At 73.7% G+C, this 23,887-nt stretch carries 21 protein-coding genes and 6 pseudogenes; 23 read left to right on the forward strand and 4 right to left on the reverse strand.

From position 1 onward, the window contains the following. Positions 1-1,132: 1,132 nt before the first annotated feature. Positions 1,133-2,266: pseudogene (locus ABD946_RS29005) on the reverse strand (PucR-like N-terminal domain-containing protein); the annotation flags it as partial. 88 nt (positions 2,267-2,354) lie between these two features. On the opposite strand from ABD946_RS29005, the pseudogene ABD946_RS29010 reads away from it, so the two are divergent. The 5 genes and pseudogenes from ABD946_RS29010 to ABD946_RS29030 all read left to right on the forward strand — a co-directional run bounded on the left by ABD946_RS29010 (position 2,355) and on the right by ABD946_RS29030 (position 6,163). Then, positions 2,355-3,416: pseudogene (locus ABD946_RS29010) on the forward strand (ferredoxin reductase). 71 nt (positions 3,417-3,487) lie between these two features. Then, on the forward strand, positions 3,488-3,826 hold the full coding sequence (locus ABD946_RS29015; protein WP_345288503.1) for a hypothetical protein: 339 nt from the start codon (positions 3,488-3,490) through the stop codon (positions 3,824-3,826). Continuing rightward, positions 3,717-4,544: a fatty acid desaturase family protein gene (locus tag ABD946_RS29020; protein ID WP_345288499.1), complete on the forward strand. Its 828-nt coding sequence runs from the start codon at positions 3,717-3,719 to the stop codon at positions 4,542-4,544. The genes ABD946_RS29015 and ABD946_RS29020 overlap by 110 nt, the downstream gene beginning before the upstream one ends. A gap of 160 nt (positions 4,545-4,704) precedes the next feature. After that, positions 4,705-5,268 (forward strand): papain-like cysteine protease family protein, encoded by a 564-nt coding sequence (locus ABD946_RS29025; protein WP_345288467.1) that lies wholly within the window; start codon positions 4,705-4,707, stop codon positions 5,266-5,268. Between the two features lie 10 nt (positions 5,269-5,278). Continuing rightward, the gene (locus tag ABD946_RS29030; protein ID WP_345288469.1) at positions 5,279-6,163 is read left to right on the forward strand and encodes a hypothetical protein; all 885 of its coding nucleotides are present in this window, start codon (positions 5,279-5,281) and stop codon (positions 6,161-6,163) included. A 279-nt stretch (positions 6,164-6,442) separates the two neighbouring features. Here the strand turns inward: ABD946_RS29030 and ABD946_RS43040 are convergent. Beyond that, a pseudogene (locus ABD946_RS43040) lies at positions 6,443-6,835 on the reverse strand (pyridoxamine 5'-phosphate oxidase family protein); the annotation flags it as partial. A 120-nt stretch (positions 6,836-6,955) separates the two neighbouring features. Between ABD946_RS43040 and ABD946_RS29035 the strand changes: the two are divergent. The 5 genes and pseudogenes from ABD946_RS29035 to ABD946_RS29055 all read left to right on the forward strand — a co-directional run bounded on the left by ABD946_RS29035 (position 6,956) and on the right by ABD946_RS29055 (position 12,080). After that, positions 6,956-8,234 (forward strand): annotated as a pseudogene (locus tag ABD946_RS29035) (amidohydrolase). A gap of 199 nt (positions 8,235-8,433) precedes the next feature. Continuing rightward, complete coding sequence (locus tag ABD946_RS29040) at positions 8,434-9,105, forward strand: GAP family protein (RefSeq protein WP_345288470.1); 672 nt, start codon at positions 8,434-8,436, stop codon at positions 9,103-9,105. A gap of 130 nt (positions 9,106-9,235) precedes the next feature. Further along, on the forward strand, positions 9,236-9,967 hold the full coding sequence (locus ABD946_RS29045; RefSeq protein WP_345288472.1) for a (Fe-S)-binding protein: 732 nt from the start codon (positions 9,236-9,238) through the stop codon (positions 9,965-9,967). Then, positions 9,964-11,415, forward strand: coding sequence for a LutB/LldF family L-lactate oxidation iron-sulfur protein (locus ABD946_RS29050; protein ID WP_345288474.1), 1,452 nt, complete (start codon positions 9,964-9,966; stop codon positions 11,413-11,415). The genes ABD946_RS29045 and ABD946_RS29050 overlap by 4 nt, the downstream gene beginning before the upstream one ends. Next, a complete protein-coding gene (locus tag ABD946_RS29055) occupies positions 11,412-12,080 on the forward strand; it encodes a LutC/YkgG family protein (RefSeq protein ID WP_345288476.1) in 669 nt (222 codons plus the stop codon). The genes ABD946_RS29050 and ABD946_RS29055 overlap by 4 nt, the downstream gene beginning before the upstream one ends. Before the next feature lie 95 nt (positions 12,081-12,175). Here ABD946_RS29055 and ABD946_RS29060 read toward each other — a convergent pair whose 3' ends face one another. Further along, entirely contained in the window at positions 12,176-12,379 is a 204-nt protein-coding gene (locus tag ABD946_RS29060) for a cold-shock protein (RefSeq protein ID WP_045694210.1), read from the reverse strand. Positions 12,380-12,808: 429 nt separating this feature from the next. On the opposite strand from ABD946_RS29060, the gene ABD946_RS29065 reads away from it, so the two are divergent. From ABD946_RS29065 to ABD946_RS29095, 7 genes are all read left to right on the forward strand, one after another. Continuing rightward, positions 12,809-13,453 carry a class I SAM-dependent methyltransferase gene (locus ABD946_RS29065; protein WP_345288478.1) on the forward strand — a complete coding sequence of 215 codons (645 nt, stop codon included), beginning with the start codon at positions 12,809-12,811 and terminating at the stop codon, positions 13,451-13,453. A 191-nt stretch (positions 13,454-13,644) separates the two neighbouring features. Next, positions 13,645-13,851, forward strand: coding sequence for a hypothetical protein (locus ABD946_RS29070; protein ID WP_345288480.1), 207 nt, complete (start codon positions 13,645-13,647; stop codon positions 13,849-13,851). An 89-nt stretch (positions 13,852-13,940) separates the two neighbouring features. Further along, a complete protein-coding gene (locus ABD946_RS29075) occupies positions 13,941-14,675 on the forward strand; it encodes a hypothetical protein (RefSeq protein ID WP_345288482.1) in 735 nt (244 codons plus the stop codon). Continuing rightward, positions 14,672-15,631 (forward strand): DUF6895 family protein, encoded by a 960-nt coding sequence (locus ABD946_RS29080; protein ID WP_345288483.1) that lies wholly within the window; start codon positions 14,672-14,674, stop codon positions 15,629-15,631. Before ABD946_RS29075 ends, ABD946_RS29080 begins: the two co-directional genes overlap by 4 nt. Beyond that, complete coding sequence (locus ABD946_RS29085) at positions 15,628-16,728, forward strand: serine hydrolase domain-containing protein (RefSeq protein WP_345288486.1); 1,101 nt, start codon at positions 15,628-15,630, stop codon at positions 16,726-16,728. The genes ABD946_RS29080 and ABD946_RS29085 overlap by 4 nt, the downstream gene beginning before the upstream one ends. A gap of 126 nt (positions 16,729-16,854) precedes the next feature. Next, positions 16,855-17,793: a hypothetical protein gene (locus tag ABD946_RS29090; protein ID WP_345288488.1), complete on the forward strand. Its 939-nt coding sequence runs from the start codon at positions 16,855-16,857 to the stop codon at positions 17,791-17,793. Positions 17,794-17,955: 162 nt separating this feature from the next. After that, positions 17,956-18,879: a cation diffusion facilitator family transporter gene (locus ABD946_RS29095; RefSeq protein ID WP_345288490.1), complete on the forward strand. Its 924-nt coding sequence runs from the start codon at positions 17,956-17,958 to the stop codon at positions 18,877-18,879. A 284-nt stretch (positions 18,880-19,163) separates the two neighbouring features. Here ABD946_RS29095 and ABD946_RS29100 read toward each other — a convergent pair whose 3' ends face one another. Next, positions 19,164-19,544, reverse strand: coding sequence for a peptidase inhibitor family I36 protein (locus ABD946_RS29100; RefSeq protein ID WP_345288491.1), 381 nt, complete (start codon positions 19,542-19,544; stop codon positions 19,164-19,166). A gap of 352 nt (positions 19,545-19,896) precedes the next feature. Between ABD946_RS29100 and ABD946_RS29105 the strand changes: the two genes are divergently transcribed. From ABD946_RS29105 to ABD946_RS29130, 6 genes and pseudogenes are all read left to right on the forward strand, one after another. Continuing rightward, the gene (locus ABD946_RS29105; protein WP_345288493.1) at positions 19,897-20,481 is read left to right on the forward strand and encodes a DM13 domain-containing protein; all 585 of its coding nucleotides are present in this window, start codon (positions 19,897-19,899) and stop codon (positions 20,479-20,481) included. A gap of 53 nt (positions 20,482-20,534) precedes the next feature. Next, positions 20,535-20,846 carry a hypothetical protein gene (locus tag ABD946_RS29110; protein WP_345288495.1) on the forward strand — a complete coding sequence of 104 codons (312 nt, stop codon included), beginning with the start codon at positions 20,535-20,537 and terminating at the stop codon, positions 20,844-20,846. Positions 20,847-20,995: 149 nt separating this feature from the next. Beyond that, positions 20,996-21,307 (forward strand): WhiB family transcriptional regulator, encoded by a 312-nt coding sequence (locus tag ABD946_RS29115; protein ID WP_345288500.1) that lies wholly within the window; start codon positions 20,996-20,998, stop codon positions 21,305-21,307. 212 nt (positions 21,308-21,519) lie between these two features. Next, positions 21,520-21,973, forward strand: a pseudogene (locus tag ABD946_RS29120) (TrmH family RNA methyltransferase); the annotation flags it as partial. A gap of 58 nt (positions 21,974-22,031) precedes the next feature. Continuing rightward, complete coding sequence (locus tag ABD946_RS29125; protein ID WP_345279496.1) at positions 22,032-23,117, forward strand: sensor histidine kinase; 1,086 nt, start codon at positions 22,032-22,034, stop codon at positions 23,115-23,117. Between the two features lie 226 nt (positions 23,118-23,343). Then, positions 23,344-23,887 (forward strand): annotated as a pseudogene (locus ABD946_RS29130) (tRNA ligase subunit PheS family protein); the annotation flags it as partial.

Below are 23,887 nucleotides of genomic sequence, written 5' to 3' on the forward strand. Positions count from 1 at the left end.
GTGGGACAATGCTTAGAGGAGTGCAGGGAGTTTGGCGTGACGTGATGTTCCAGAGAGACTCGATCGTGCGCGTGACTCTGGTGTCTGCGTGTCGTGTTGGTGAATACGGCACTGGTCGATGAGCACTTGCCGATCGAGTCGACCGGTAGGGCCCGCCGTCGGCGGAGTCCGCGATGCGCGACCGGAGTTCGGCAGCAGCCGTGACCAACGTGCCTCACCACCTCGACGTGTCCACGTCGATCCGTCGGAGACGCCTCGGCGCGGACCCGATCATCATCCCCGACGGGAACGGCCACGACTGGGATCCCTGATAGGTGATCGTCCCCACCCTGTCGACACCGGCCCTCTCTCGGCGACCTCGCGGCGCACCGCGTCCTCGAGTTCTCCCCGATCTCGACGAACCGGCCAGCGTGCTGCTAAGCGGTCCGGCCCGGAGCCCGCGTGCCGGCCGAGCAGGCAGCGCCGAGGCGTGCCGGCAGTTTCCCCAGCACGATCACGGCCGTTCGCTGCGCGGGAAGAGCAGCTTTCCCAGTCCTGACGAGGTCCGCAGGTGGCCACTGTTGCCGCGGGACGCCGGACGCGCGCACGCACGCTGCCGCAGACACCGCTGGTTCCGGTTCCAGTGCAGATCCCACGGCATACGCGAGCAGGCCCGCCTCCTCCGGCGTGATGGTGGGAACCAGGCCCGCACATCCGGTCCAGCACCGTGTCCGCGGTGGCCATTTCGACGGCGGCGACGCGGTCTCGACGTGGGACAGTCGGCCGCGAACACCGCGGCCTCCCCGCACGGCCGAGGAACACCGGTCGTCGGCGGCGTCGGGATGCCCCGGCCTCGGCCAACGGCAGCCGGACGGGCCTGTCGTCGCGGACCAGACAGTGGTCCGCGCCAGAAGGGATCACCTGGGTACCTGGGGCTCGTCCACTAGCCGGCGAACCCCTGCCGATTCGTACGCCGGCCGCCAACCCGGTCAAGCTCCAAGCCGCTGTAGTACAAGGTTCCCCTCTAGCCCGTCCTGTCCTGCGCGGATTCCACGATAGTGGCGCTCCACCACCGCTGGTCGGAGGCTGAGCCTGTGTTGCGCCGCCTCCCGTGCCGGCCTGCCCGTCTCCGCACCGCAGGGCCCCCGTCAGTGGCCGGGAGGCCGACCGCCAGGGTCAGTTCGAGACGCGGTGGGGGAGGCGAGGTCCGGAAACAGCTCCCGCGCTCTGGCGCCAGCCGGTACCGTCCGCACCGTCTAGTGGACGAAGAGCGCCGCCGCACCTCCTCCGCCGGCCCTGGTCGCAGCAGCCGGCCCGCAGCGTCTCCCTCCAGCCGCCGCGCGGTGGCGCCGCAGTGCCCGCAGCGGGGCGAGTGTGCCCGGGCCCGCAGGTCCGCGAAGGCGTCGGCGTCGCGGTCAGGACGAGCTCGGGCAGTGGTCCTCGGTGTCGCGGATGCCGGGGAGAGGGCTCGCGCGCGCTAGGGTCCCGGGCGATAGGAGGCGGAGCCCGGACCCACGGCCGGCCGGGGCCGACCACGGCGGTGCGGTCGGTGAGCTGGCGCAGGAGGTGGGGCCGGTCGGCGTCGGGGACGAGCAGCACGCCGGTCTCGTCGGGCAGGTCGTCGAGGACCAGGGTGTTCGGGTCGAGCGTGCGGTAGGCGGGCCGCGCCTGGGCGGCGGGCAGCAGGACGGCGGTCAGCGAGACCGGCGGCTGCCAGCGGGCCCGCAGGACGGAGGCGGGCAGGACGTCCGGGCCGGCCTCGGCGAGCAGGTCGCGGGCCAGCTGTTCGAGGTGGCGCTCGTGGGCCCGGCCGCGGCGGCGAGTTCGTCGGCGTGGCCCGCGGGCGCTCGCGGCGGAGAGCTCGTCGATGTAGGCGAAGGTCAGCTCGGCGAACTTGGCGACCTCGGCGGCGGGCAGGCCCGCAGGCACCGCGCCCGCGGCCAGGCACCGCCAGGCCACCCGGGCGCCGACGCGGTAGGCGCTGAGCAGGGCGTCCATCGAGCGGCCGTCGCGCACCTCGCCGCGCCCCAGCTCGTAGGCCGCGTCGCCGGCGTCGCCCCCGGTGGTGTGCCCGCTCGCGAGGTCGAGGTAGTGCCCGAGCGCGGTGCGGACGGCGCGGCGGATGGTCCCGCCCATGCGGCCGGAGAGGGCGTTGGCGTAGGAGGGGACTTCGTCGATGATCGCCCGGACGACCTCCTCGGCGGTGGTGGTCAGCTCGGCCCGGAGGGCGGCGACCGTCGTCTCGTCCAGCACCGGTTTCGGCGGCCCTGCGGACTGCGTTGCTCATGGTTCTTGTTCCCTACGAACAATTCGGCCGATCAGATTCACGTCCTACGGTCAGGACTCTACGTCTTCGGACGAAGCAAGCTGGGGCCATGACGAGTACAGCCCTCCGCAGCAGGGCGTGGAAGCTGCTGGAGATGGTCCACGACGCCGCTGCTGCCGTCGGACTACCTCGATCTGGTCAGCCCGCTGCGGGCCGGCGCCGAGCTGCGCGGGCGGATCGAGGCGGTGCACCCCCGAGACCGAGGACGCCGCGACCGTCGTGATCCGGCCGGGCCGCGACTGGCGCGGCCACACCGCCGGCCAGTACGTGCGGATCGGGGTCGACGTCGACGGGGTGCGCCTGTGGCGCGCCTACTCCCTCACCTCGCCGACGGACCGTCAGGACGGCCGGATCACCGTCACCGTGAAGGCGGTGGCGGACGGCCGGGTCAGCGGGCACCTGGTCCACCGGACGGCGCCGGGCACCCTGGTCCGGCTGGAGCAGCCGGCCGGTGACTTCGTGCTGCCGCCGGCCAGGCCCGCCAAGGTGCTCTTCCTGACGGCCGGCAGCGGCATCACGCCCGTGATGGGCATGCTGCGCGAGCACGCCGCCCTGGACGACGTCGTCATGGTCCACAGCGCGCCGCGGCCGCAGGACGTGATCTTCCGCGCCGAACTGCACGAGCTCGCCGGGGCGGGCCGGCTGCGCCTCACCGAGGTGCACACCGGCACCGACGGCAGGCTCGACCTCGCCCGCCTGGGCGACCTGGTGCCCGACTGGGCCGAGCGCGAGACCTGGGCCTGCGGGCCGATGGGCCTGCTCGACGCGGTGGAGCGGCACTGGTCCGAGCACGGCGTCCGGGAGCGGCTGCGCACCGAGCGCTTCCGCCCGGGCACCGTGGTGGCCGGGGACGGCGGCTCGGTCACCTTCGGCGCCACCGGGCGGACCGTCGAGGCGGACGCGCGCGACGCCGCTGCTGGAGGTCGGCGAGGAGGCCGGAGTGCTGATGCCCTCCGGCTGCCGGATGGGCATCTGCTTCGGCTGCGTCACGCCGCTGAAGGCGGGCGCCGTCCGCGACCTGCGCACCGGCGAGATCACCGAGGCCGAGCCGGGCGTCCTCATCCAGACCTGCGTGTCCGCCGCGGCGGGCCCGTGCGAGATCGAACGGTAGGAGCACCGTGACCGCCATCGACCCCACCGCCCCACCTGACCGCCGCTCAGATCGAGGAGCTCGGCCGGGAGTTGGACGCGATCCGCGACGAGGTGATCGCCGGCCGTGGTGAGAAGGACGCCGCCTACATCCGCAAGGTGATCTCGGCGCAGCGCAAGCTCGAACTCGCCAGCCGGGGCGTCCTGCTCTTCTCGCTCTTCCCGCCCGCGTGGCTGATCGGCACCGCCGGCCTGTCGGTGGCGAAGATCATGGGAGAACATGGAGATCGGCCACAACGTCCTGCACGGCCAGTGGGACTGGATGCGGGACCCGAAGATCCACTCCACGACCTGGGAGTGGGACCACGTCCTCGCCGGCCGACCAGTGGAAGCACTCGCACAACGAGCTGCACCACACCTACACCAACGTGATCGGCAAGGACAACGACCTCGGCTACGGCATCATGCGCGTCGACGAGGACCAGCGGTGGCACCCGTTCCACCTCGGCCAGCCGCTGTGGAACCTCGTCAACGCCTGCTTCTTCGAGTACGGCATCGCGGCCTACGACCTGGAGCTCGGCAAGAACCTGCAGCGGCGCCGCCGCAAGGACCCGGAGTTCCGCGCACGGGCCAGGCGGTGGGCCGCAAGATCCGCCGGCAGGTGCTCAAGGACTACGTGATCCACCCGCTGCTCTCGGGCCCCTCCTTCCTCACCACGCTGGCCGCCACCTTCACCGCGAACCTGGTCCGCAACCTCTGGACCCACTCGGTCATCATGTGCGGGCACTTCCCCGAGGGCGTCCGGGTCTTCGAGCGCCGCTCGATCGAGGGCGAGACGCGCGGGCAGTGGTACCTGCGCCAGATGATGGGCTCGGCGAACATCAGCGGCGGCCGTGCCATGCACTTCATGACCGGCAACCTCTCGCACCAGATCGAGCACCACCTCTTCCCGGACCTGCCGAGCAACCGGTACGCCGAGGTCGCCGTGAAGGTGCGCGCGCTGTTCGAGAAGTACGAGCTGGAGTACGTCACCGGGCCGCTGCCCAAGCAGGTGTTCTCCGCCTGGCGCAAGGTCGTCCGGCTCTCGCTGCCGAACCGGAGGTCCGCGGCCGGACCGCGCGACCGCGAGCGGGAGCTCGTCGCGGCCTGACGGCTCCGGTCGCCTTTCGGCCGCCGCTGATCTCCGGTACGACGATTCACCAATACGGGGTCAGTTTCCGTACGCACCATGGGCGTTCCGGAAAGTTCGTGCTCTGATTGGTCTGTCAGATTTCCCGGCATCCCTCGCAAGTCCGCGGGAAGGCAGGACGATGGGCAGATCCCCTTTCACGGCCGCCACGGTGGCCGTCGCGCTGACGGTTTCGGGCCTGCTCGCGGCCGCCTGCGGCCCGGCCCACGCCGAGGCGGGGCAGGACAACATCGGCATGTACAAGCAGGAGAAGACCCAGTGGTGCTGGGTCGCCTCCGGGCTGACGATCGCCAAGTTCCAGGGCTACGGCAGCACGCAGACCGACTTCTGCACCCGGGCTAACCCGTACTACGGCTGCGACAACCAGCCCGCCACCCTCGACGACATGGCCCGGGGATGGAACAGCCTCGGCCTGGGCCACCTCGGCACCGGGCTGAGCAGCGCGGCCACGTTCAACCAGGTCTACACGGACGTCAAGGCGGCCCGGCCGGTCGCCGCCCGGATCGGCTGGACGTCCGGCGGGGGCCACATGAACGTGGTCTACGGCTTCGACACCTCGAACAGCACCATCGGCGTCGCCGACCCGTGGCCCGACACCACCACCTACACGTGGTGGAACTACGCCGACTACGTCAGCAACAGCTCGTTCAAGTGGACCCACTCCCGGATCGGCATCTCCCGTTAAGGCAGGCGGTATGCACGGAACACGAACCTCCGGCGGGCGGGCGGCCTCCTCCCTCTCCCGACTGGCCGGCGCCCTGGTGCTCGGCACGGCCGCGCTGCTGTCCGCCGCCGGCCCCGCCCACGCGCTCGCGCCGACGGACCCGCTGCCGGCCGACATCCCGGACTACCGGGCAGCCCTCGACCTGGTGAAGTCGGCCGAGGTCCGCACCACCGTCTGCCGCTTCCTCACCGTGCCGCTCCCGCAGGGCGACGGGGGCGGGGCGCCGCAGCCGATCCCCGACCAGGCCGACCCGTGCGAGGGCCTGCCCGCGTTCACCGTCCAGGACCCGCTGGCGCTGAACGAGGTCGCGCCCGGCTTCGTCGCGGGCCGGACCCTGCCGGTCGCCACCGAGGCGGTCAGGCTCAGCCACCTGGTCTCCACCCTGAACGCCCCGGTCAACGGGCGGACCGCCACCGTCATGCTCGCCCCCACCGAGGGCGGCGGCTGGCACCTGGCCGCCGTGCGCGACGGCGACCGCGACGCCGCGTACGCGGCCAAGGCGGCCGTGGGCACCCTGGTCTTCACCGAGCCGCAGCTGCGCGCCTGGTACCAACTGAGGCTCACCACCGTCGAACCGCTCAACGACCAGGCCCGGCAGGGTCTGGACGGCCGGTCCTCGGTCTCGCTGAGCGAGTACCAGAAGCTGGTCAAGGCCCGCTACGCCGACAAGCTGCCCGGCTCGGTCTACGACACCGCGGGCATGTCCAGCGGCTACAGCGAGGCGGGCAGGACGCAGGGCACCTCCTCGACCCCCCTGCTGCTCGGCGGCTCGGGCGCCGCCCTGGCACTCGCGGGCGGTGCCGTCGCCCTCCTCCGCCGCCGTGGCGCCACCGTCCCCGCCCGGCAGGGTGGGTGAGCGCCCGTCAGTTCTGGCGGAAGCGGTGGACGGGCCGGGTCGTAGGCGGGGGCGGAGAAGCGGGTCCCGGTGATGGCGTCGGGGACGGGGGTGCCGGGGGCGGTGGTCAGGGGGATCCAGCCGGCCCAGGCCTCGACGTGGTCGTCCTTGGGTTCGTCGCGGGCGAAGCCGGCCCGGACCTTCATCGAGAACTCCTCGATGGGCATCGTCAGACAGGCGGTGTAGTGGGCCTCCTCGACGCTGGGGGCGCCGCGCCGCGTTCGGGCCGGAGAGCCGGCCGGGGATGACGCTCTCGACCACCTCGGCGAGGGCGTCGGCCCGCTCCTGCGCGTCCTCGATCGGAGTCGCCCGGCCGAAGACCATGACGGAGCGGTAGGCGGCCGAGTGGTGCGAGGAGGCCCGCCCCAGGATCACGCCGTCGATCAGGGTGGCGGTCACGCAGAGCGGGGCCCCGGCGGCCGCGGTGGTGATGAAGCGGCCGAACGCCGAGCCGTGCAGCAGCAGTTGGTCCCCGACCCGCATGTGCAGGGTGGGGATGACCACCGGTCCGAGGTCGGTGGCGAAGCCGACGTGGACGGCGAGGGCCTCGTCCAGCACGGCGTAGGCCGCCTCCCGGTCGTAGGTGACCCGCTCGGGGTAGCGGTCGGCCGTGGTGCGCGCGGTAGGTCCCATGCCCGTCACGGTAGGGCGCCCCCGTCCCCGGCCGCCGGACGCGCGGCGGCCCCTGACCCTCGCTCACCCGAACGCGCGTACCGGTGGCCGCCGCAGCGGGCGCGGCCGAGGGTGGCGCGCATGAGCGACGACCGCCGGCACGAGGCCGCCACCCCCGTCCTGCGCAGGCTCGCCGAGATCCGCCCGCGCCTGGAGGAGCTCTACGAGGACCTGCACGCCCACCCGGAGCTGTCCTTCGCCGAGACCCGCACGGCGGGCCTGGTCGCGCAGGACCTGAAGCGGCTCGGCTTCGAGGTCACCGAAGGCGTCGGCGGCACCGGGGTGGTGGGCGTGCTGGCCAACGGTGAGGGGCCGAGGGTCCTCCTGCGCGCCGACATGGACGCGCTGCCGGTGCTGGAGCGGACCGGGCTCGCGTACGCCAGCGAGGCGACGGGCACCGACTAGGACGGGCAGCCGGTGCCGGTGATGCACGCCTGTGGGCACGACGTGCACGTCACCTGCCTGCTCGGCGCACTCGACCTGCTCGCCGGAGCGCGCCAGTGCTGGTCCGGCACCCTCGTGGCGGTGTTCCAGCCCGCCGAGGAGATCGGTTCGGGTGCGCGGGCCATGGTCGACGACGGGCTGTTCGACCGGGCCGGCACCCCCGACGTCGTCCTGGGCCAGCACGTCGCACCCATCCCGGCCGGGACCATCGGCTGCCACCCCGGGCCGGCGATGGCGGCCACCGACGCGCTGCACGTGCGGATGTTCGGCCGCGGCGCGCACGGCTCCCGCCCCGAGATGGCGATCGATCCGGTGGTGATGGCCGCCGCCACGGTCATGCGCCTGCAGACCGTGGTCTCGCGCGAGGTCGCGGGCGGTGACACCGCGGTCGTCACGGTCGGCGCCCTCACCGCGGGCACCAGGGACAACGTGATCCCCGACGAGGCCGAACTCAAGGTCAACGTCCGCACCTTCGCCCCCGAGGTCCGCGACGCCGTCCTCAAGGGCATCACCCGCATCGTCCAGGCCGAGGCCGCCGCCTCCGGGGCGGACCGCCCCCCGGAGATCACCGTGATCGACTCCTTCCCCGTCCTCGTCAACGACCGCCCCGCGTACGAGCGCACCACCGCGGCGCTGCGTGCCCACTTCGGCGAGGACGCCGTCCTGGACCACGGGCCCGCCACCGGCAGCGAGGACTGCGGCGTCCTGGCCACCGCCTCCGGAGCCCCGCTCTGCTACTGGTACTTCGGCGGCACCGACCCCGCCGTCTTCGAAGCCGCGGTGCGCGACGGGACCCTGGGACGCGACGTCCCCTCCAAACCACTCACCCCGCTTCGCCCCCGTCGTCGAACCCACCATCGGGACCGGAGTCCGGGCCATGACCGTCGCGGCCCTCGGCTGGCTCGACCCCCGCTGACCGCCCCGGTGGCACGCCCCCTCGTCTCACCCGTCCGGCTCCCGTCGGTCGCGGAGCACGCGTGCGCTGGGGAGGGTGGCCAGCAGGGTCCGTGGCCGCGACCGGGCGCGGGTCACCCGCCCTGCCCGCGCGCCGGACGCCGCGTCAGGCGGGCGGGCACGGCCGCACCTCCACGAGCGTGAGGCCGGAAGGGGAATCGATGGGTGAGGCGATCGGGGCGATGCTGGCCTCGGCGGTGGGCATCACGATCAGCCCGCTGCCGCTGATCGCGGTGATCCTGATGCTCGCCACTCCCCGGGGCAGGGTGAACGGCGTCGCGTTCACCGCCGGGTGGGTGATCGCGCTGGCGGTGGTGACCTCGGTGGTCGTCCTCGCCGGGTCGGGCATCGACACCGACGGCGGGAAGCCGGCCTGGTCGTCCTGGCTGGAGCTCGCGCTCGGGGTGCTGTTGCTGCTGCTGGGCGCGCGGCGATGGTGGGAGCGTCCGCGGCAGGGGCACGTCACGGAGCCGCCGAAGTGGATGCGCACCGTCGACACCTTCACCCCGGCCAAGTCCGCCGGCCTGGCCGCGGCGCTGGTCGTGGCCAACCCGAAGAACCTCGTGCTGGCCGTCGGCGGTGCCGTCTCGATCGCCACCAGCGGCGCGGACGGCGGCGGCAAGGCCGTCGCGGTGGCGCTGATGGTGGCGATCGGCTCGCTGTGCACGCTGCTGCCGCTCGGCGTCCACCTGCTGGGCGGGCAGCGGTCCGCCACGGTCCTGGGGGAGTGGAAGGCGTGGACGTCCGTCCACAACACCGCGATCATGACCGTCCTGCCGGTCGTCCTGGGCGCCGAGTACGTCGGCGGCGCGATCTCCTCGCTCGCCGCATGACGGCCCGTCACCGCTGCCCGTGCGGAAGCGGTACCGTCGAGCCCCGGCACCCGGTGCCGGTCGTCCGAGTGCGGGGCGACGGACTGCCGACCGAGCACGTACCGGTCCCCACCGAGGAGGGGTTGTCGCGATGCGGATCGCCCTGTTCATCACCTGCCACACCGACACGCTCCACCCGGCCACCGGCCGGGCGGTGGTGACCGTGCTGGAACGGCTCGGCCACACGGTCGAGTTCCCGTTCGAGCAGAGCTGCTGCGGGCAGCTGCACTTCAACACCGGCTACCGCGCCGAGGCACTTCCCCTGGTGGAGCGCTTCGCCCGGGTCTTCGGCGAGTACGACGCGGTGGTCACCCCCTCCGCATCCTGCGCGGGCATGGTCCGGGAGAACCACCCGCTGCTCGCCACCGAGCCCGCGCTCCACCGGCGGGTGACCGAACTCGTGCCCAGGGTCCACGAGTTCACGGAATTCCTGACCGAGGTGCTGAAGGTCGAGGACGTCGGCGCCTCCTTCCCGCACCGGGTCGCCTACCACCCGACCTGCCACTCGCTGCGCGGGCTGCGGCTGGGGGAGCGCCCCGAGCGGCTGCTGCGGGCGGTGCGGGGTCTGGAGCTGGTCGAGCTCCCGAGGGCCGACTCCTGCTGCGGCTTCGGCGGCACCTTCGCGGTGAAGAACGCCGACACCTCCGCCGCGATGCTGGCCGACAAGACCGGCGAGGTGACGGCCTCCGGCGCCGAGGTGCTCTGCGCGGTCGACAACTCCTGCCTGCTGCACATCGGCGGCGGACTGTCCCGGCAGGGCAGCGCCGTGCGGACGGCGCACCTCGCGGAGATCCTGGCCGCGACCGAGGGAGACCTGCGATGAGCGACCGTGGCGTGGTGTGGCTCGGCGCGCCCTCCTTCCCGGAGGCGGCGCGCGAGGCCCTGAAGGACGGTCAGCTGCGCGCCAACCTCAGACGCGCCACCGGCACCATCCGCGACAAGCGGCTCGCGGTCGCCGGCGAACTGGACGACTGGGAGCAGCTCAGGGAGGCCGGCGAGGCGATCAAGCGGCGGACGGCGCGTCATCTCGACCGCTACCTGCTGCAGTTGGAGGCCGCCGTCACGGCGGCGGGCGGCACGGTGCACTGGGCGGCGGACGCCTCCGAGGCGAACCGGATCGTGGCGGGGCTGGTGAAGGCCACCGGCGAGACCGAGGTGGTCAAGGTCAAGTCGATGGCCACCCAGGAGATCGGTCTCAACGAGCACCTGGCGGAGGTCGGCATCACCGCCTACGAGACCGATCTCGCCGAGCTGATCGTGCAGTTGGGCGACGACCGGCCCTCGCACATCCTGGTGCCCGCGATCCACCGCAACCGCACCGAGATCCGCGACGTCTTCGCCGCCCGGATGGCTTCGTGGGGCCGCCCCGCCCCGGAGGGCCTCACCGACGAGCCCGCCGCGCTGGCGGAGGCCGCGCGGCAGCACCTGCGGGAGAAGTTCCTCAGGGCCAAGGTCGCGGTCTCGGGCGCCAACTTCGCCTGCGCGGACACGGGCACGGTCGTGGTGGTGGAGTCCGAGGGCAACGGCCGGATGTGCCTCACCCTGCCGCAGACGCTGATCACCGTCATGGGCATCGAGAAGGTGGTGCCCTCCTTCGCCGACCTGGAGGTCTTCCTCCAGCTGCTGCCCCGCTCCTCCACCGGTGAGCGGATGAACCCCTACACCTCGATGTGGACCGGCACCTCGGAGGGTGACGGACCGTCGGCCTTCCACCTGGTGCTGCTCGACAACGGCCGCACCGACACCCTCGCCGACCAGGTCGGCCGCCAGGCCCTGGCCTGCATCCGCTGCTCCGCCTGCCTGAACGTCTGTCCCGTCTTCGAGCGCACCGGCGGCCACGCCTACGGCTCCGTCTACCCCGGGCCGATCGGCGCCGTCCTCACCCCTCAGCTGGTGGGCGTGGAGCACGCGGCCTCCCTGCCGTTCGCCTCCACGCTGTGCGGGGCCTGCTACGACGCCTGCCCCGTGAAGATCAACATCCCCGAGGTGCTCACCCACCTGCGGGCCAAGGCCGTCGAGGCCGGGGGCTCCGGGCTGGAGGCGGTGGCGATGAGGGCGGCCGGCTACGTGCTGGACTCGCCGCGGCTGCTCGGCGCCGCCCAGAAGGCCGCCGCCCTCGGTGGCCGGGTGCTGTCCCGTGACGGGAAGATCGGGCGGGTGCCCGGCCCGATGCACGGGTGGTCCGACAGCCGCGACACCCCCGTGCCGCCGGCCGAGTCCTTCCGCGCCTGGTGGCGCAAGAACCGCGAGAACAGGGAGAGCCAAGGATGAGCAGCCGCGAGGGCGTCCTCGCCCGGATCCGCGCCGCACTCGCCGACGTCCCCGCCGACGAGCGGCCCGAGGACGTCCCCGTCCCCCGCGACCACCTCCGCAGCCACCTCGAACCCGGCCGGGACCGCGTCGACCTCTTCGCCGAACGCGTCGCCGACTACCGCGCCACCGTCACCCGCACCGACCCGGCGGGCCTGCGCGACGCCGTCGCCACCGCCCTCACCCGGCAGGGGGCCACCCGCCTCGCCGTCCCCACGGGCTTCCCCGGCGAGCTCCTGCCCGCCGGCGGGTGGGACTGGCACCCCGAGCCGCTGGACGTCCCCGCCCTGGACGCCCTCGACGGCGCGGTCACCCTCGCCGCCGCGGGCATCGCCGTCACCGGCACCATCGTGCTCGACACCGGCCCCGGCCAGGGCCGCCGCGCCCTCACCCTGGTCCCCGACTACCACCTCTGCGTCATCGGAGCCGACCAGATCGCCGACGACCTCCCCGACGCCCTCGCCCGCCTCGACCCGCGCAAGCCGTTGACGTTCATCTCCGGCCCCTCCGCCACCAGCGACATCGAGCTCAACCGGGTGGAGGGCGTCCACGGCCCCCGCACCCTGGACGTCCTCATCGTCACCCCCGCCGTCCCGGCCGTCCCCGCCGTCGCGGCCGGACCCTGACGGGGCCCGAGGCTGGAGGAACGCCGAGGGGCCCGCCCCGCGCGGTGTGCGCGGTGCGGGCCCCTCGTTGCCAGGTGGGTCACCCGGCACAGGAACTACAGCGGGCGGATGTTCTCGGCCTGCGGGCCCTTCTGGCCCTGGGTGACGTCGAACTCGACCTTCTGGCCCTCGAGCAGCTCACGGAAGCCGTTGGCGTTGATGTTCGAGTAGTGGGCGAAGACGTCCGGGCCGCCACCCTCCTGCTCGATGAAGCCGAAGCCCTTTTCCGAGTTGAACCACTTCACGGTGCCATTAGCCATTAAAAATCTCCTTCAAAGGGCCGTCCGGAGCGCGCACGTCGCACGCTCCGAGTCGCCGCGATGAGCGCCCATCCGAAAAAATCGGAAAACAAAAAATGCGCCCGCGAAACATCAGCAGGCGCACACAAAGTTCATGGGAACCACTACTGCAACTACAACGACTGTAGCAGGCCCGGGTCCGGAACGTGCCCACATTGTGCTCCGTGTTTTTCCGGGCATATTTTTCGAGCCCTCGCAGGCGCTCGCCGCAGTGCACCGCACCGTGGCGGACCCCGCACCGCCGACCGGATCCGACGGGCCGTCAACTCCGCTGCCCCGCACGGCTGCTCCGTGGATTCGGCCGTTGCCCCGCCGGTGCCGGTGCACGGGCGGTACGCTCGCCCCGGTCCGTCCGCGGGGGGCGCCGGACCGTGGCGAGGGGGAGGCGCGGTGGAACGCCAGTTCTGGATCGACTCGTGGGACGAGGGCGGCTCGAAGACGAGCTTCCACCTGCCGGAGGTGCACCCGCACGCGCGGTACCTGGTGGACGGCGGGCTCCTGGACGGGGCCCGGGTCCTGGTGCCGCTGTGCGGGAAGTCCCTGGACATGCCCGCCTTCGCCCGGCGGGCCCGCGAGGTGGTCGGCGTCGAGCTCGTCGAGTCGGCGGTGGCCCAGTTCCTCGCGGACAACGCGATCGACCCCGTCCGGACGGAGCCCGGGGTCTTCCGGGCGGGCAACCTGACCGTGCTGGTGCGGGACTTCTTCGACCTCACCGCCGCCGACCTCGGCTCCGTCGACGTGGTGTACGACCGTGCCTGCCTGGTCGCGTTCCCGGAACCGATGCGCGAGCGGTACGCCGCGCACCTGACCGGCCTCCTGCCGGCCGGGGCCCGGTACTTCCTCAACACCCTGGAGTACGCGCCGGTGATGGACACCCCGCCCTTCTCGGTGGGGCCGGACGCGGTCCGGGGGTACTTCGGCGACGCGTTCGACATCGAGCACGTCTTCGACGACGACCGCCCCGACCACCGCATGGTCGCCAAGTTCGGCCTGGAGTCCCTGCGGGAGCACGGCTTCCTGCTGCACCGCCGCTGACCACCCGCCCGGTGCGGGGCCGCCTGGTCCCCCAACTCCCGTGCGGGGGAGCCCGCTTGATCCGCTGCGGAACCGATGCGTCCGGCCGCTGCCCGCCCCGCTGCGGGTGCGACCATCGGTTCGTGCTCGTACTGTCGAACGGGGGGCGCCGTTCGACCGAACGGCGAAAACCAGACGAGGAGGCACATCTGATGCTTGCTCAGTTCCAGACCGAAACCGCTCCGGCGTCACGCAGCGCGACGCTCGCCGAGGCCGGGACGCTCGCGAGCCTGATGGTGGAGGACGAGGCCGTCGTGTCCGACGCGCCCACGTACCTGCCCGAGGCCGCCGGCGCAGTGCTGCTGGCCGGGCTGCTGCTGGCTTCCCCGAAGCCGCCGAAGGAGAGGCCGACCCGGTAGTCGGCCCCGTCGGTCCCGGCGCGCGGCAGCCCTGCGGCACGGCGCCGTACCGGACCCGTGCCCCATCCCGTGAAGGAGGCGGTTCCACCATGCCGTCCGCCGAGACCACCCTCCGCGACGAGTACGCCGCCGCGGTGGAACACCTGTCAGGCCGTACCCTCGACGCCGTTAGGGACGGCGGGGGTACGGCCGCACCCGCGGACCCCGCCCTTCCCGACGGCGACGCGGAGAGCACCGCACACCGCCCCCTGCTGGCCGCCGCCCGGGTGCTCGGCGTGAACCTGTTCGCCCCGCAGCTGCTGGCCGGCGCCCCTCCCGACGAGGCGGCCGCCGCCCTGCTCGCCGAGGCACGACGGACCCTCCCCGAGCCGGCCGCCGCCACCGACGGCGGTGCCCTGGCGATCGCCTGGCAGGACTGGGCCGCCCTGCGCCTCCTCGCCGCCACGCCCCACGCGAGCGGCGGGACCCCGGCCCCGACGCCACCGACGCCGCCCGGCCCGGCGGACGTCGGCTGGCAGTCCTGGTCCGTCCGGATGGCCCAGCTCTCCGGCCTCGCGCTGCCCGGGCTGGACGGCGCCGTGCACGACTCGGCCCGCACCCACACCCTGGACCTCGCCCGCGGCACCGTCCGCGCGATGCTGCGGCGCGACCCCACCACCGCCGTCCGCCTCGCCCGCTGGCTCGCCTGGGTACACGCCGACGGCCGCCCGGACCGGCTGGAGATCGGGCCGGTCCTCGACCGGATCGGCTTCGTCGGCGACGGGACCAACCGCTCCGGGCTCGAACTCGCCATCGCCCGGCGCCTGTTGACCGATGAACGATGACCGTTGAACGGGGCACGGAGATGACCGACACCCAGGCGCTCGCCCTCGCCCAGCAGCTCGGCTCCCGGGCCCTGGCCTGGCTGCACGCCGGCCAACTCGGCGGGTTCGACCGGATCGAGGACAACACGATCATCGACCTCGCCGATCCCAACGACGTCTACAAGCCGCTCTGCGAAGCAGCGCTCGCCTCCTCCCTGGTGCTGCGCGACGGCGTCACCGGCGCCCACGACGCCCGGCTCGCGCGCGAGCTGCTGGAGGCCTCCTGGTCCCAGCTCAGGCACGGCGACCTCCTCTATGAGCGGCAGCTGCGCCACGTCACGGTGATCGACCCGCTGGAGACCTACGCGCACTTCGCCCGGGCCGGCTACCGGCACCCCGCCATGGACGAACTGCTCACCTCCCTCGGCCGGCTCCGCTCCGTGCACGCCGTCGAGATCCCCGGCAACCGGCAGCTCGCCCTCGCCAACGCCCGGCGGATCGCCGGGCTCGAACCCGCGCCGGACTGGCCGGCACTGGCCCGGTCGACCTGGCTCGGCGCCCTCTCCGAGCCGTGGACCATCGCCTGGGTGATCGGCTACCACGTCACCCACACCGTCTTCCACCTCACCGACTGGGGCGCGCGCCCCGAGTGCCTGCCCGAGCCGATGCACGCCTACCTGCGCGACTGGCTGCCGGTCTGGCTCGACGTCTGGCTGGAGACCGAGCAGTGGGACCTCGCCGGCGAACTGCTCATCGTCGACTCCTGCATGGGGGAGCCGGTCACCGGGCGGTCCGGCTGGGAGGCGCTGGCCGCCGTCCAGCAGCCGGACGGACTGATCCCGCGCGACGGGGCGACCCCGCTGTACGAGGACTCCGAGGACACCTTCCGCGAACACGAACACACCGCCGTGGTGGGCGTGGTGGCCGCGACGGTCGCGCTGTCCCGCGCCCTCGGCGGCACGCCGGTCGCCGCGTGAACGCGGTCGACCGCGAGTGCGACCAGGCTGTCGACGAGGCGGTCGCGGTGGCGGTGCGCGCCGCCGGGCCGTACGCGAGCGCGGTCACCGTGGCCGTCGGCCGGGGGGACCGGGAGGAGGTCCGCTGCCACGGGCGCGCCGCGCGGGCGCCGGACGCGCCGCCGTGCACGCCGGACACCGTCTTCGAACTCGGCTCGGTCTCCAAGACGTTCACCGCCCTGCTGCTCGCCGAGATGGCCGCCCGCGGCGAACTCGCCCTGGACGACCCGGTGGAGCGACGGCTGCCGCCGCACTGGAGGACGGCCCGAGGCCGCTCCGCCCGGCCGATCCGCCTGCTGCACCTGGCCACCCACACCTCGGGGCTGCCCCGTCTGCCACCGGGGCTGCTCGCCGGCGCCGTGCCGGACTGGTTCGGCAACCCCTACGCCGCCTTCGGCGACGAGCAGTTGGGGGAGTCGCTGGCCCGGACCGCCGTCCGGTGCGCGCCCGGCAGCCGGTACCGCTACTCCAACTACGGGGTCGGGCTGCTCGGCCGGCTGCTCGCCGAGACGGGCGGGCTGACGTACGGGGAGCTGTTGGCCGAACGGGTCAGCGGGCCGCTGGGGCTCACCGCCACCTCCTGCCGGCCGGACGCGGCGGGACTGGCGGTCGGCTACCGCCACGGGCGGGCGCGGCCGCCGTGGCTGATGCCCGGGCTGCCGGGCGCGGGGGCCGTGCGGTCCTCGGGGGCCGACCTCCTGCGCTACCTGCGCACCCACGCCGAGAGCCGGAGCCGGCCGCCGGGCTCCGCCGCGGGTGTCTCCGTCGGCGCCGAACTGGGCGCGGCACTGGCCGATGTCCAGCGGCTGCGACTGCGGCTGCCGGGCTCGACGGACCGGCTCGGTCTGGTCTGGATGCACCGTCACTCCGGTGGCCGGGACCTCTACTTCCACTCGGGCGGCACCCGCGGGTTCACCACCTTCGTCGGCTTCTCCCCGCAGGGCCCCACCACGGTCGCGGCCCTGGCCAACACCGCACCCGCGCTGGACGGGCGCTTCGTACAGGCGGGTTACGAGGTGCTGCGGACGGCGGCCGCAGGGGCCGTCCCGCAGGGATGAGCCGCGGGCCCCGGGCGGGGTGAGGGGCGCGGCCCCGGTCTTATGACAAGGGTGTTGACCGTAGCGGGGCGCCGCGTGTTGGATCGGTGAACCCCTCCGCCGACTCGACCCCCGGGACCGCCCGCCATGCCCATCTTCGGCCGCCGCCCCGCCGGGCCACGCCTCATGCCCGCCCTCGACGACGCCGAACTCGCGCTGGTGCACCGGCAGTTGACGGTGCCGCAGACCCACGGCCAACTGGAGCTGTCCGCCGTCCTGGTGGAGCGGGCACTGCGCGACGCCGGCTCCGCCTGGGACCGTCGCACCCTGCGCCTGGCGGTCCTGGCCGAGGCGGCCACCCCGCGACTGGCCCAGGTCTGGCGACGACAGCGCCCGGACGACGCCGATCCGCTGGTCTTCCGGGCATGGGTGCACGTCGCCGCCGCCCGCCGCACCGGGAGCACCGAGGAACTGCACGGCGTGGAGCGGTGGTGCCGCGACGCGGCCGGTGCCCGCCCGCAGGACCCGGCCCCCTGGATCGCCCTGCTCGGAGCCCAGCGGCTGCTGGGCCGACCGCTCGACGAGGTGCTGCCGACCTGCCGGGAGATCGGAGCCCGCGACCGGTGGAACCGCACCGCGCACCTGGAACTGCTCGGCTACCTCTCCCCGGCCGAGTCCGGCTCGCGGGCGGAGGAGCTCGCCTTCGTCGACGACGTCCGCGCCACCGCGCCGCCCGGCTCACCGGTGGCGGGGCTCGAACTCGCCCTCTACCTCGGCCGCTACCGCGCCGCGCTGGCGGCCGGCGGGTCGAGCGCCCTGGCGGCCCGTCAGCGCTGGGAGCAGCCGGACGCCGCAGCGGCCCTCGACCGCGCCCTGCGGTGGACCGCACCCGGCGGCCTCCGGCACGCCCACGCCAAGGCCGACCTCAACCTGCTCGCCCACGCCCTCGTCAAGGCCAACCGCCCCAAGGACGCGGCCAGGGCCTTCGAGGCCGTCGGCCACGTGGTGACCGCACACCCGTGGGACCTCGACGGCGACCCACTCCTGGAGTTCCGCCACTGGCGCGACCAGTCGGCCGCGGCCTGACCGCCGCGGGCGGGCGGGGCCGGGAGAACGGGAGGATCGACGGGGACCGCGTTCGGGCCAGTGCCGGTGGCCGGGGTGCGGGCCGCGTGGTCGACTGGCGTACGGATCCGGCACGCGCGACCTCGGGGAGTGCCGGACGTCAGCGAGAGGTGCGGTGCGTGCATGGGCCATGACCACGGTGCGCCGTCCGCCGCCTCCGGCACCCTGAGCGGCGGCTTCCGCAAGCGGTTGCTGTGGACCATCGGCATCAGTGCGTCGATCACCCTCATCCAGGTGGTCGGCTCGGTGGTCTCCGGTTCGCTGGCGCTGCTCGCCGACGCCGCGCACAGCCTCACCGACGCGGTCGGGGTCTCGCTCGCCCTCGGCGCGATCACCCTCGCCCAGCGCGCCCCCACCCCGAAGCGGACCTTCGGCTTCTACCGGGTCGAGATCTTCTCGGCGGTGCTCAACGCCCTGCTCCTGGTCGGCATCTTCGTGTGGGTGCTCTGGTCGGCGATCGGCCGCTTCAGTGAACCCGTCGAGGTCAAGGGCGGGCTGATGTTCGTGGTCGCGGTCGGCGGGCTGGCCGCCAACCTGGTCGGCCTGTGGCTGCTGCGGGACGCCAAGGACCAGAGCCTCAACCTGCGCGGCGCCTACCTGGAGGTGCTCGGCGACGCGCTCGGCTCGGTCGCGGTCATCGTGGGAGGCCTGGTGATCCTGCTGACCGGGTGGCAGGCGGCGGACCCGATCGCCTCCATCGTGATCGGACTGCTGATCGTGCCGAGGGCGTACGGACTGCTGCGGGACGCCGTGCACGTGCTCCTGGAGGCGACCCCGCAGGGCCTCGAACTCGCCGAGGTGCGCCGCCACATGACGGCCGAGCCGGGCGTCGTCGCCGTGCACGACCTGCACGGGTGGACGGTCACCTCCGGAATGCCGGTCCTCACCGCGCACGTGGTGGTGGAGCGGGCGGCGCTCGCGCGCGACGAGGGCGATCTGCTCGCCCGTCTCCAGCGCTGCGTCGGTGACCACTTCGACGTGGCCCACTCGACGATCCAGCTCGAACCCGAGGGGCACACCGAGCACGAGGCCTCCCTCCACCCCTGACGCCCCGCCACGGGCGGGGGAGGGCAGCAGACGGCCGGGTCCGGGAGCGACGGGGGACCGCTCCGGGCGGACCCGGCCGGTGGGAGGCAAGCAGTGCCCGTGGCGGGGCACGGCTGCTCTGCCCGACGGCCCGGTCGAGGCTGTGGTGGGGCCGCCGTGGCCGGAACACTAGACCCCGTGATCCGGCTGCCGCTAGGGCCGTGAACAGGGATTTTTCGGCCGGGAACATGCCAGCCGTTCACGCCTCCCCGGCTGACGGCGCATCAGCCCCGTGGGCCGGGGCCTCAGCAGCGGACGTCCACGGCGTCGATCCGCTTGCCGAAGTTGGTGTCGTAGGCCTTGGCGTAGTCACCGCTGTTGACCGCGCGGCGCTCCGCGGGGCTCCAGTCGATGAAGCAGGCGCGGGCGTTGGCGTAGAAGGAGTACACGTGGTCGTGCAGGTTGGACGGCAGGTCCCGGTAGCCGTTCGAGGGCGACCAGCGCCACGGGGTCCCCGAGAAGTTCCGGTCGCGCCAGAAGCAGACCTCGCCCGAGCCGCACTGCTCGGCCGCGCGCTGCAGTGCCGCGGCCGCCGTCTCCGCGGTCGGGGCGGTGACGGCCCGGGAAGGGCTCGCCGCGCCGGTCGAGGCGAGGCAGGCGGCGGCGACGGCGACGGCCAGGCTCATGCGAACACGCATACGCACAGGGGGAGTTCCTTCCAGGAGGTCAGCGGCCGGACGCGAAGCCGGCCCCGGCCACTCCACCACGCCCGGCACGGGCCGGCCCCGCCGCGGGCACGGAATCACCCGTACAGACGGTAGAACTCGGTGTGCATGCGAACCGCGTGAGCCACCGCGCTCCGTCCGGGGCGGAAGGGCGCCGGCTGCGGGCACGGGTCGGCTGATCCGGTCCGGTCCGGCGGGTGCCCGGCAGGGCTCGTCGGCGTCAGGGTTCCGTAATGCCCTCGGAGCTGGCACGGCGCACACCCGTGGTGCTTCGATCGTGGTCGTCAGCCCGTTCCCCGCCCCGGAGTTCCTGATGCGACGACGCGTGTCCAAGCCCACCCTGACGGTCCTGTCGCTCGCGCTGGCGGCGGTGGTCGCGGCGGGCCTGCTCGCCTTCGAGCCGTGGAAGGCCTTCACGACCACGACCGTCGAGGAGGCCCTCCCGATCGTGGTCGCCGCTCCCGCTGCCGCCCCCACCGCCGCGCCCGCGACCGGCAGTTCGACGGCCGCGAGCCCCGCCCCGTCCGGTGCCGCCCCGTCCGCTGCCGCGCCGACGGACCTCGGCCGGGGGAGCTTCGTGTCCGGCGAGCACACCACCACCGGTCAGGCCCGCCTCGTCCGGCTGGCCGACGGGAGCACCGTCCTGCGCCTGGAGAACCTCGCCACCTCCGAGGGTCCCGACGTCCGCGTCTACCTCTCCACCCGCCCCGCCGCCGAGTCCAGGCTCGACGACCTCGGCCCCGGCGCCGTCGAACTCGGCCGCCTCAAGGGCAACATGGGCAACCAGAACTACGCCGTCCCGGCCGGCACCGACCTCAGCGGCCTCCACAGCGCCGTCATCTGGTGCAAGCGCTTCTCCGTCGGCTTCGGCGCCGCCGACCTCGCCGCCGCGGCCTGATCCGGCGGGTGGTCCGGCAGGCGGTTCGGGTGCGGGCGGGGCACGATGACGCCATGCCCCGACGAATCCGGTCCGCCGTTGCCGCACGTCCGTTCCCGCACGCCGTCCCGGATCCGCCGGCCGCCGCGCTGCTGGTCGGCATCACCGGATCCGCCCGGCGTCCGCGGTCAGGTCTGCTGGTGCTCCCCGACGGCCGCCGACTGGTCACCGGTCCGTTCACCGCGCGGCAGGCCCGTGCCGTCGCCGAGCTGGTCGCGGGCCGCCTGCGCCGCGCCAGCCTCGGGGGGCAGGCCCTCGTGCACTGGCTGACCGTGCCCCACCCGGTGCCGGACCTGGACGGTCTGATCCCCGGCTCACGCCGCTGACCGTGCGCGGTGGGGCATTGTCCGATCTTCACTCGATCGGATGATGGTCGGCTGTCGGGCGGGCGGACGGGCACCTAGTGTCATGGACCCGTCCGACGGCTCTGTCGGGCCGTCAGGAACGCCATCGGGAGGGGAAGATCGTGGGGGACATCGACGGGACCTGGGCGGAGCGCGGGGCGTGCCGGAGGGTCGACCCGGACGCGCTGTTCGTCGAGGGAGCGGCGCAGCACCGGGCGAAGGCGGTCTGCGACGGATGCCCGGTCCGCACCGAGTGCCTGGCCCATGCGCTCGACCGGCGCATCGAGCACGGCGTCTGGGGCGGGATGACCGAACGCGACCGCCGGGCGCTGCTGCGCCGCCGCCCCACGGTGGAGTCCTGGGCCGAACTCCTGGACCAGGCGCGCGCGGCGCACGCCCGGCGGAGCCCGACGAGCCGCCAGGCCCTCGGACGGACCGGTTGACCGCGAGCCCTCCAAGGCCGGCCCTGCGGAGTGACTGCGCGTCAGACCGTCAACCGCAGCGGGTGGATCTCGTCGGCGCGGTGCCTGGCGCGCTCGTGGATCCGTTGGACGCCCTCCTCGGCCCGGATCACGAGGTCGGCCGTGTGGGCGGCCCGGAGGTCCTCCTCCGTGATGCCGAACCGGTTCGTCCTTCGACGTCTCCTCCGGGGTGAGGCGGAGGAGCGACGGTGCTGCGCACCGCCGACGCGGCCGGGGCGGGACGCGGTGGTCCTCACCGACGCCTCGGTGGACCCGTACAACCCGAAGGCCGTCCGGGCCTCGGTGGGCAGCCTGTTCCACCTGCCGTTCGCGGTCGGGGTGCCGGTGGAGGAGGCGGTGGCGCGGCTGCGCGAGGCCGGGGTGCGGGTGCTGGCCGCGGACGGGGCCGGCGACCGGGACCTGGACCAGGAGCTGGACGAGGGCACCCTGGGCGCCCCCGGCGCGTGGGTCTTCGGCAACGAGGCCTGGGGCCTGCCGGAGGAGACCCGCGCACTCGCCGACGAGGTGGTGCGGGTGCCCATCCACGGCCACGCCGAGAGCCTCAACCTCGCCACGGCCGCCGCCGTGTGCCTGTACGCCTCCGCGCGCGCCCAGCGGTCCCCGGGAGGGTGTCGCGCGAAGGGGTAGGGGCGCTAGGGTTCGGACGGTGGGGGAACGGACACGGTGGGTGATCGGGGAGGGACCCATGGCCGGTGACGGCGCCGAGCTGGACTTGGACGAGCTGCCGGACGGGGTGGTGGTCGCCGACGCGTCCGGTGTCGTGGTGCGCTTCAACCGGGCGGCCGCCCGGCTGACCGGCATCCGGCCGGAGGCGGCGCTCGGGCTGCCGCTGGAGCAGGCGCTCCCGCTGGAGGACCTGGACGGGCGCCGCTGGTGGCAACTGACCGACCCGTACGGCGGCCTGACGATCCGTACGGGGCAGCCGGAGCGGTACCTGCTGCTGCCCGGCAGCCGCGAGCTGCTGGTCTCCGCCCGCTACGTGCGGGAGCACCGCGGCGGGCCGGTCCGGCGGGTGGTGGTGGCGCTGCGCGGCACCGAGGCGCGCCGCCGCACCGAGCGCAGCCACGCCGAGCTGATCGCCACCGTCGCGCACGAGCTGCGCTCGCCGCTGACCAGCGTCAAGGGCTTCACCCGGACCCTGCTGGCCAAGTGGGAGCGGTTCACCGACGGCCAGAAGCGGGTGATGCTGGAGACCGTCGACGCCGACGCGGACCGGGTCACCCGGCTGATCGCCGAGCTGCTGGACATCTCCCGGATCGACGCCGGCCGGCTGGAGCTCTGCAAGCAGGTGGTCGACCTGCCCGCGGCCGTGCGCCGGCACGTGGAGGGCAAGGTGGCGGCCGGGATCCCCGAGGACCGCTTCGACATCCGGATCGAGCAGCCGCTCACCCAGCTCTGGGCCGACCCGGACAAGCTGGACCAGGTGCTGGCCAACCTGCTGGAAAATGCGGTGCGCCACGGCGAGGGGACTGTCACGATCGAGGTGGCGCCCGCCAAGGAACTGGTGGAGAGCGCCGGGCGCGAATGGGTCCTGGAGGGGACGGCGGTGACGGTCAGCGACGAGGGCAGCGGGATCCCCGAGGAGTCCATGCCGCGCGTCTTCACCCGCTTCTGGCGCGGCTCCAAGCGCGGCGGCACCGGCCTCGGCCTCTACATCGTCAAGGGCATCGTCGAGGCCCACGGCGGCACCATCCGGGTGAGCCGCGCGCCGTCCGGCGGCGCCCGCTTCCGATTTATCCTGCCCGCCGGGGTGCCCGACTTCATGCTCTGAAAGAGCATGACCGACAACACAGCATGCTGTAGGAGTCGAGAGCCCGGCGGGCGGTTCGCAGGCTGCGACTACACTCGACCATTGCGTTGTGTGACGCCCTGCGCGGCTGTGCCGCGGACACCCTTCTCGACTCGTACGGGAGCGGCTGCCCGTGCCCCGGCCACGCAGTGCGTAATGCAATGGGCGAGGCACCCCCCTTCACGAGCAGGAGCACGGGAAGATAGCGATGTCGGCACCCAACAAGGACTACGACCCGGTCGAGGTCGAGGCACTCAAGCCCGAAGCGGTCGAGCAGGCCGGGACGAGGCCGTCGCGGCCTTCGCCGCGGCCGGCTCGCTCGAGGAGCTCAAGCAGGCGAAGGTGGCCCACACCGGCGACCGCTCGCCGCTCTCCCTCGCCAACCGCGAGATCGGCGCACTGCCCCCGCAGGCCAAGGCCGCGGCAGGAAAGCTGATCGGCCAGGCCCGCGGCGCGGTGAACCAGGCGCTGGCGAAGCGTCAGGTCGAGCTGGAGGCGGAGCGGGACGCCCGCGTGCTGGTCGAGGAGGCGGTGGGACGTCACGCTGCCGTTCGACCGCACCCCCGCGCGGCGCCCGGCACCCGCTGACCACGCTGGCCGAGCGGATCGAGGACACCTTCGTGGCCATGGGCTACGAGGTCGCCTCCGGCCCCGAGGTCGAGGCGGAGTGGCTCAACTTCGACGCCCTCAACCTGCACGAGGACCACCCGGCCCGCTCGATGCAGGACACCTTCTTCGTGCAGGCCCCGGAC

It is taken from the genome of Kitasatospora albolonga (assembly GCF_039535905.1).
In the GTDB taxonomy this organism is placed as follows: Bacteria; Actinomycetota; Actinomycetes; order Streptomycetales; family Streptomycetaceae; genus Kitasatospora; species Kitasatospora albolonga.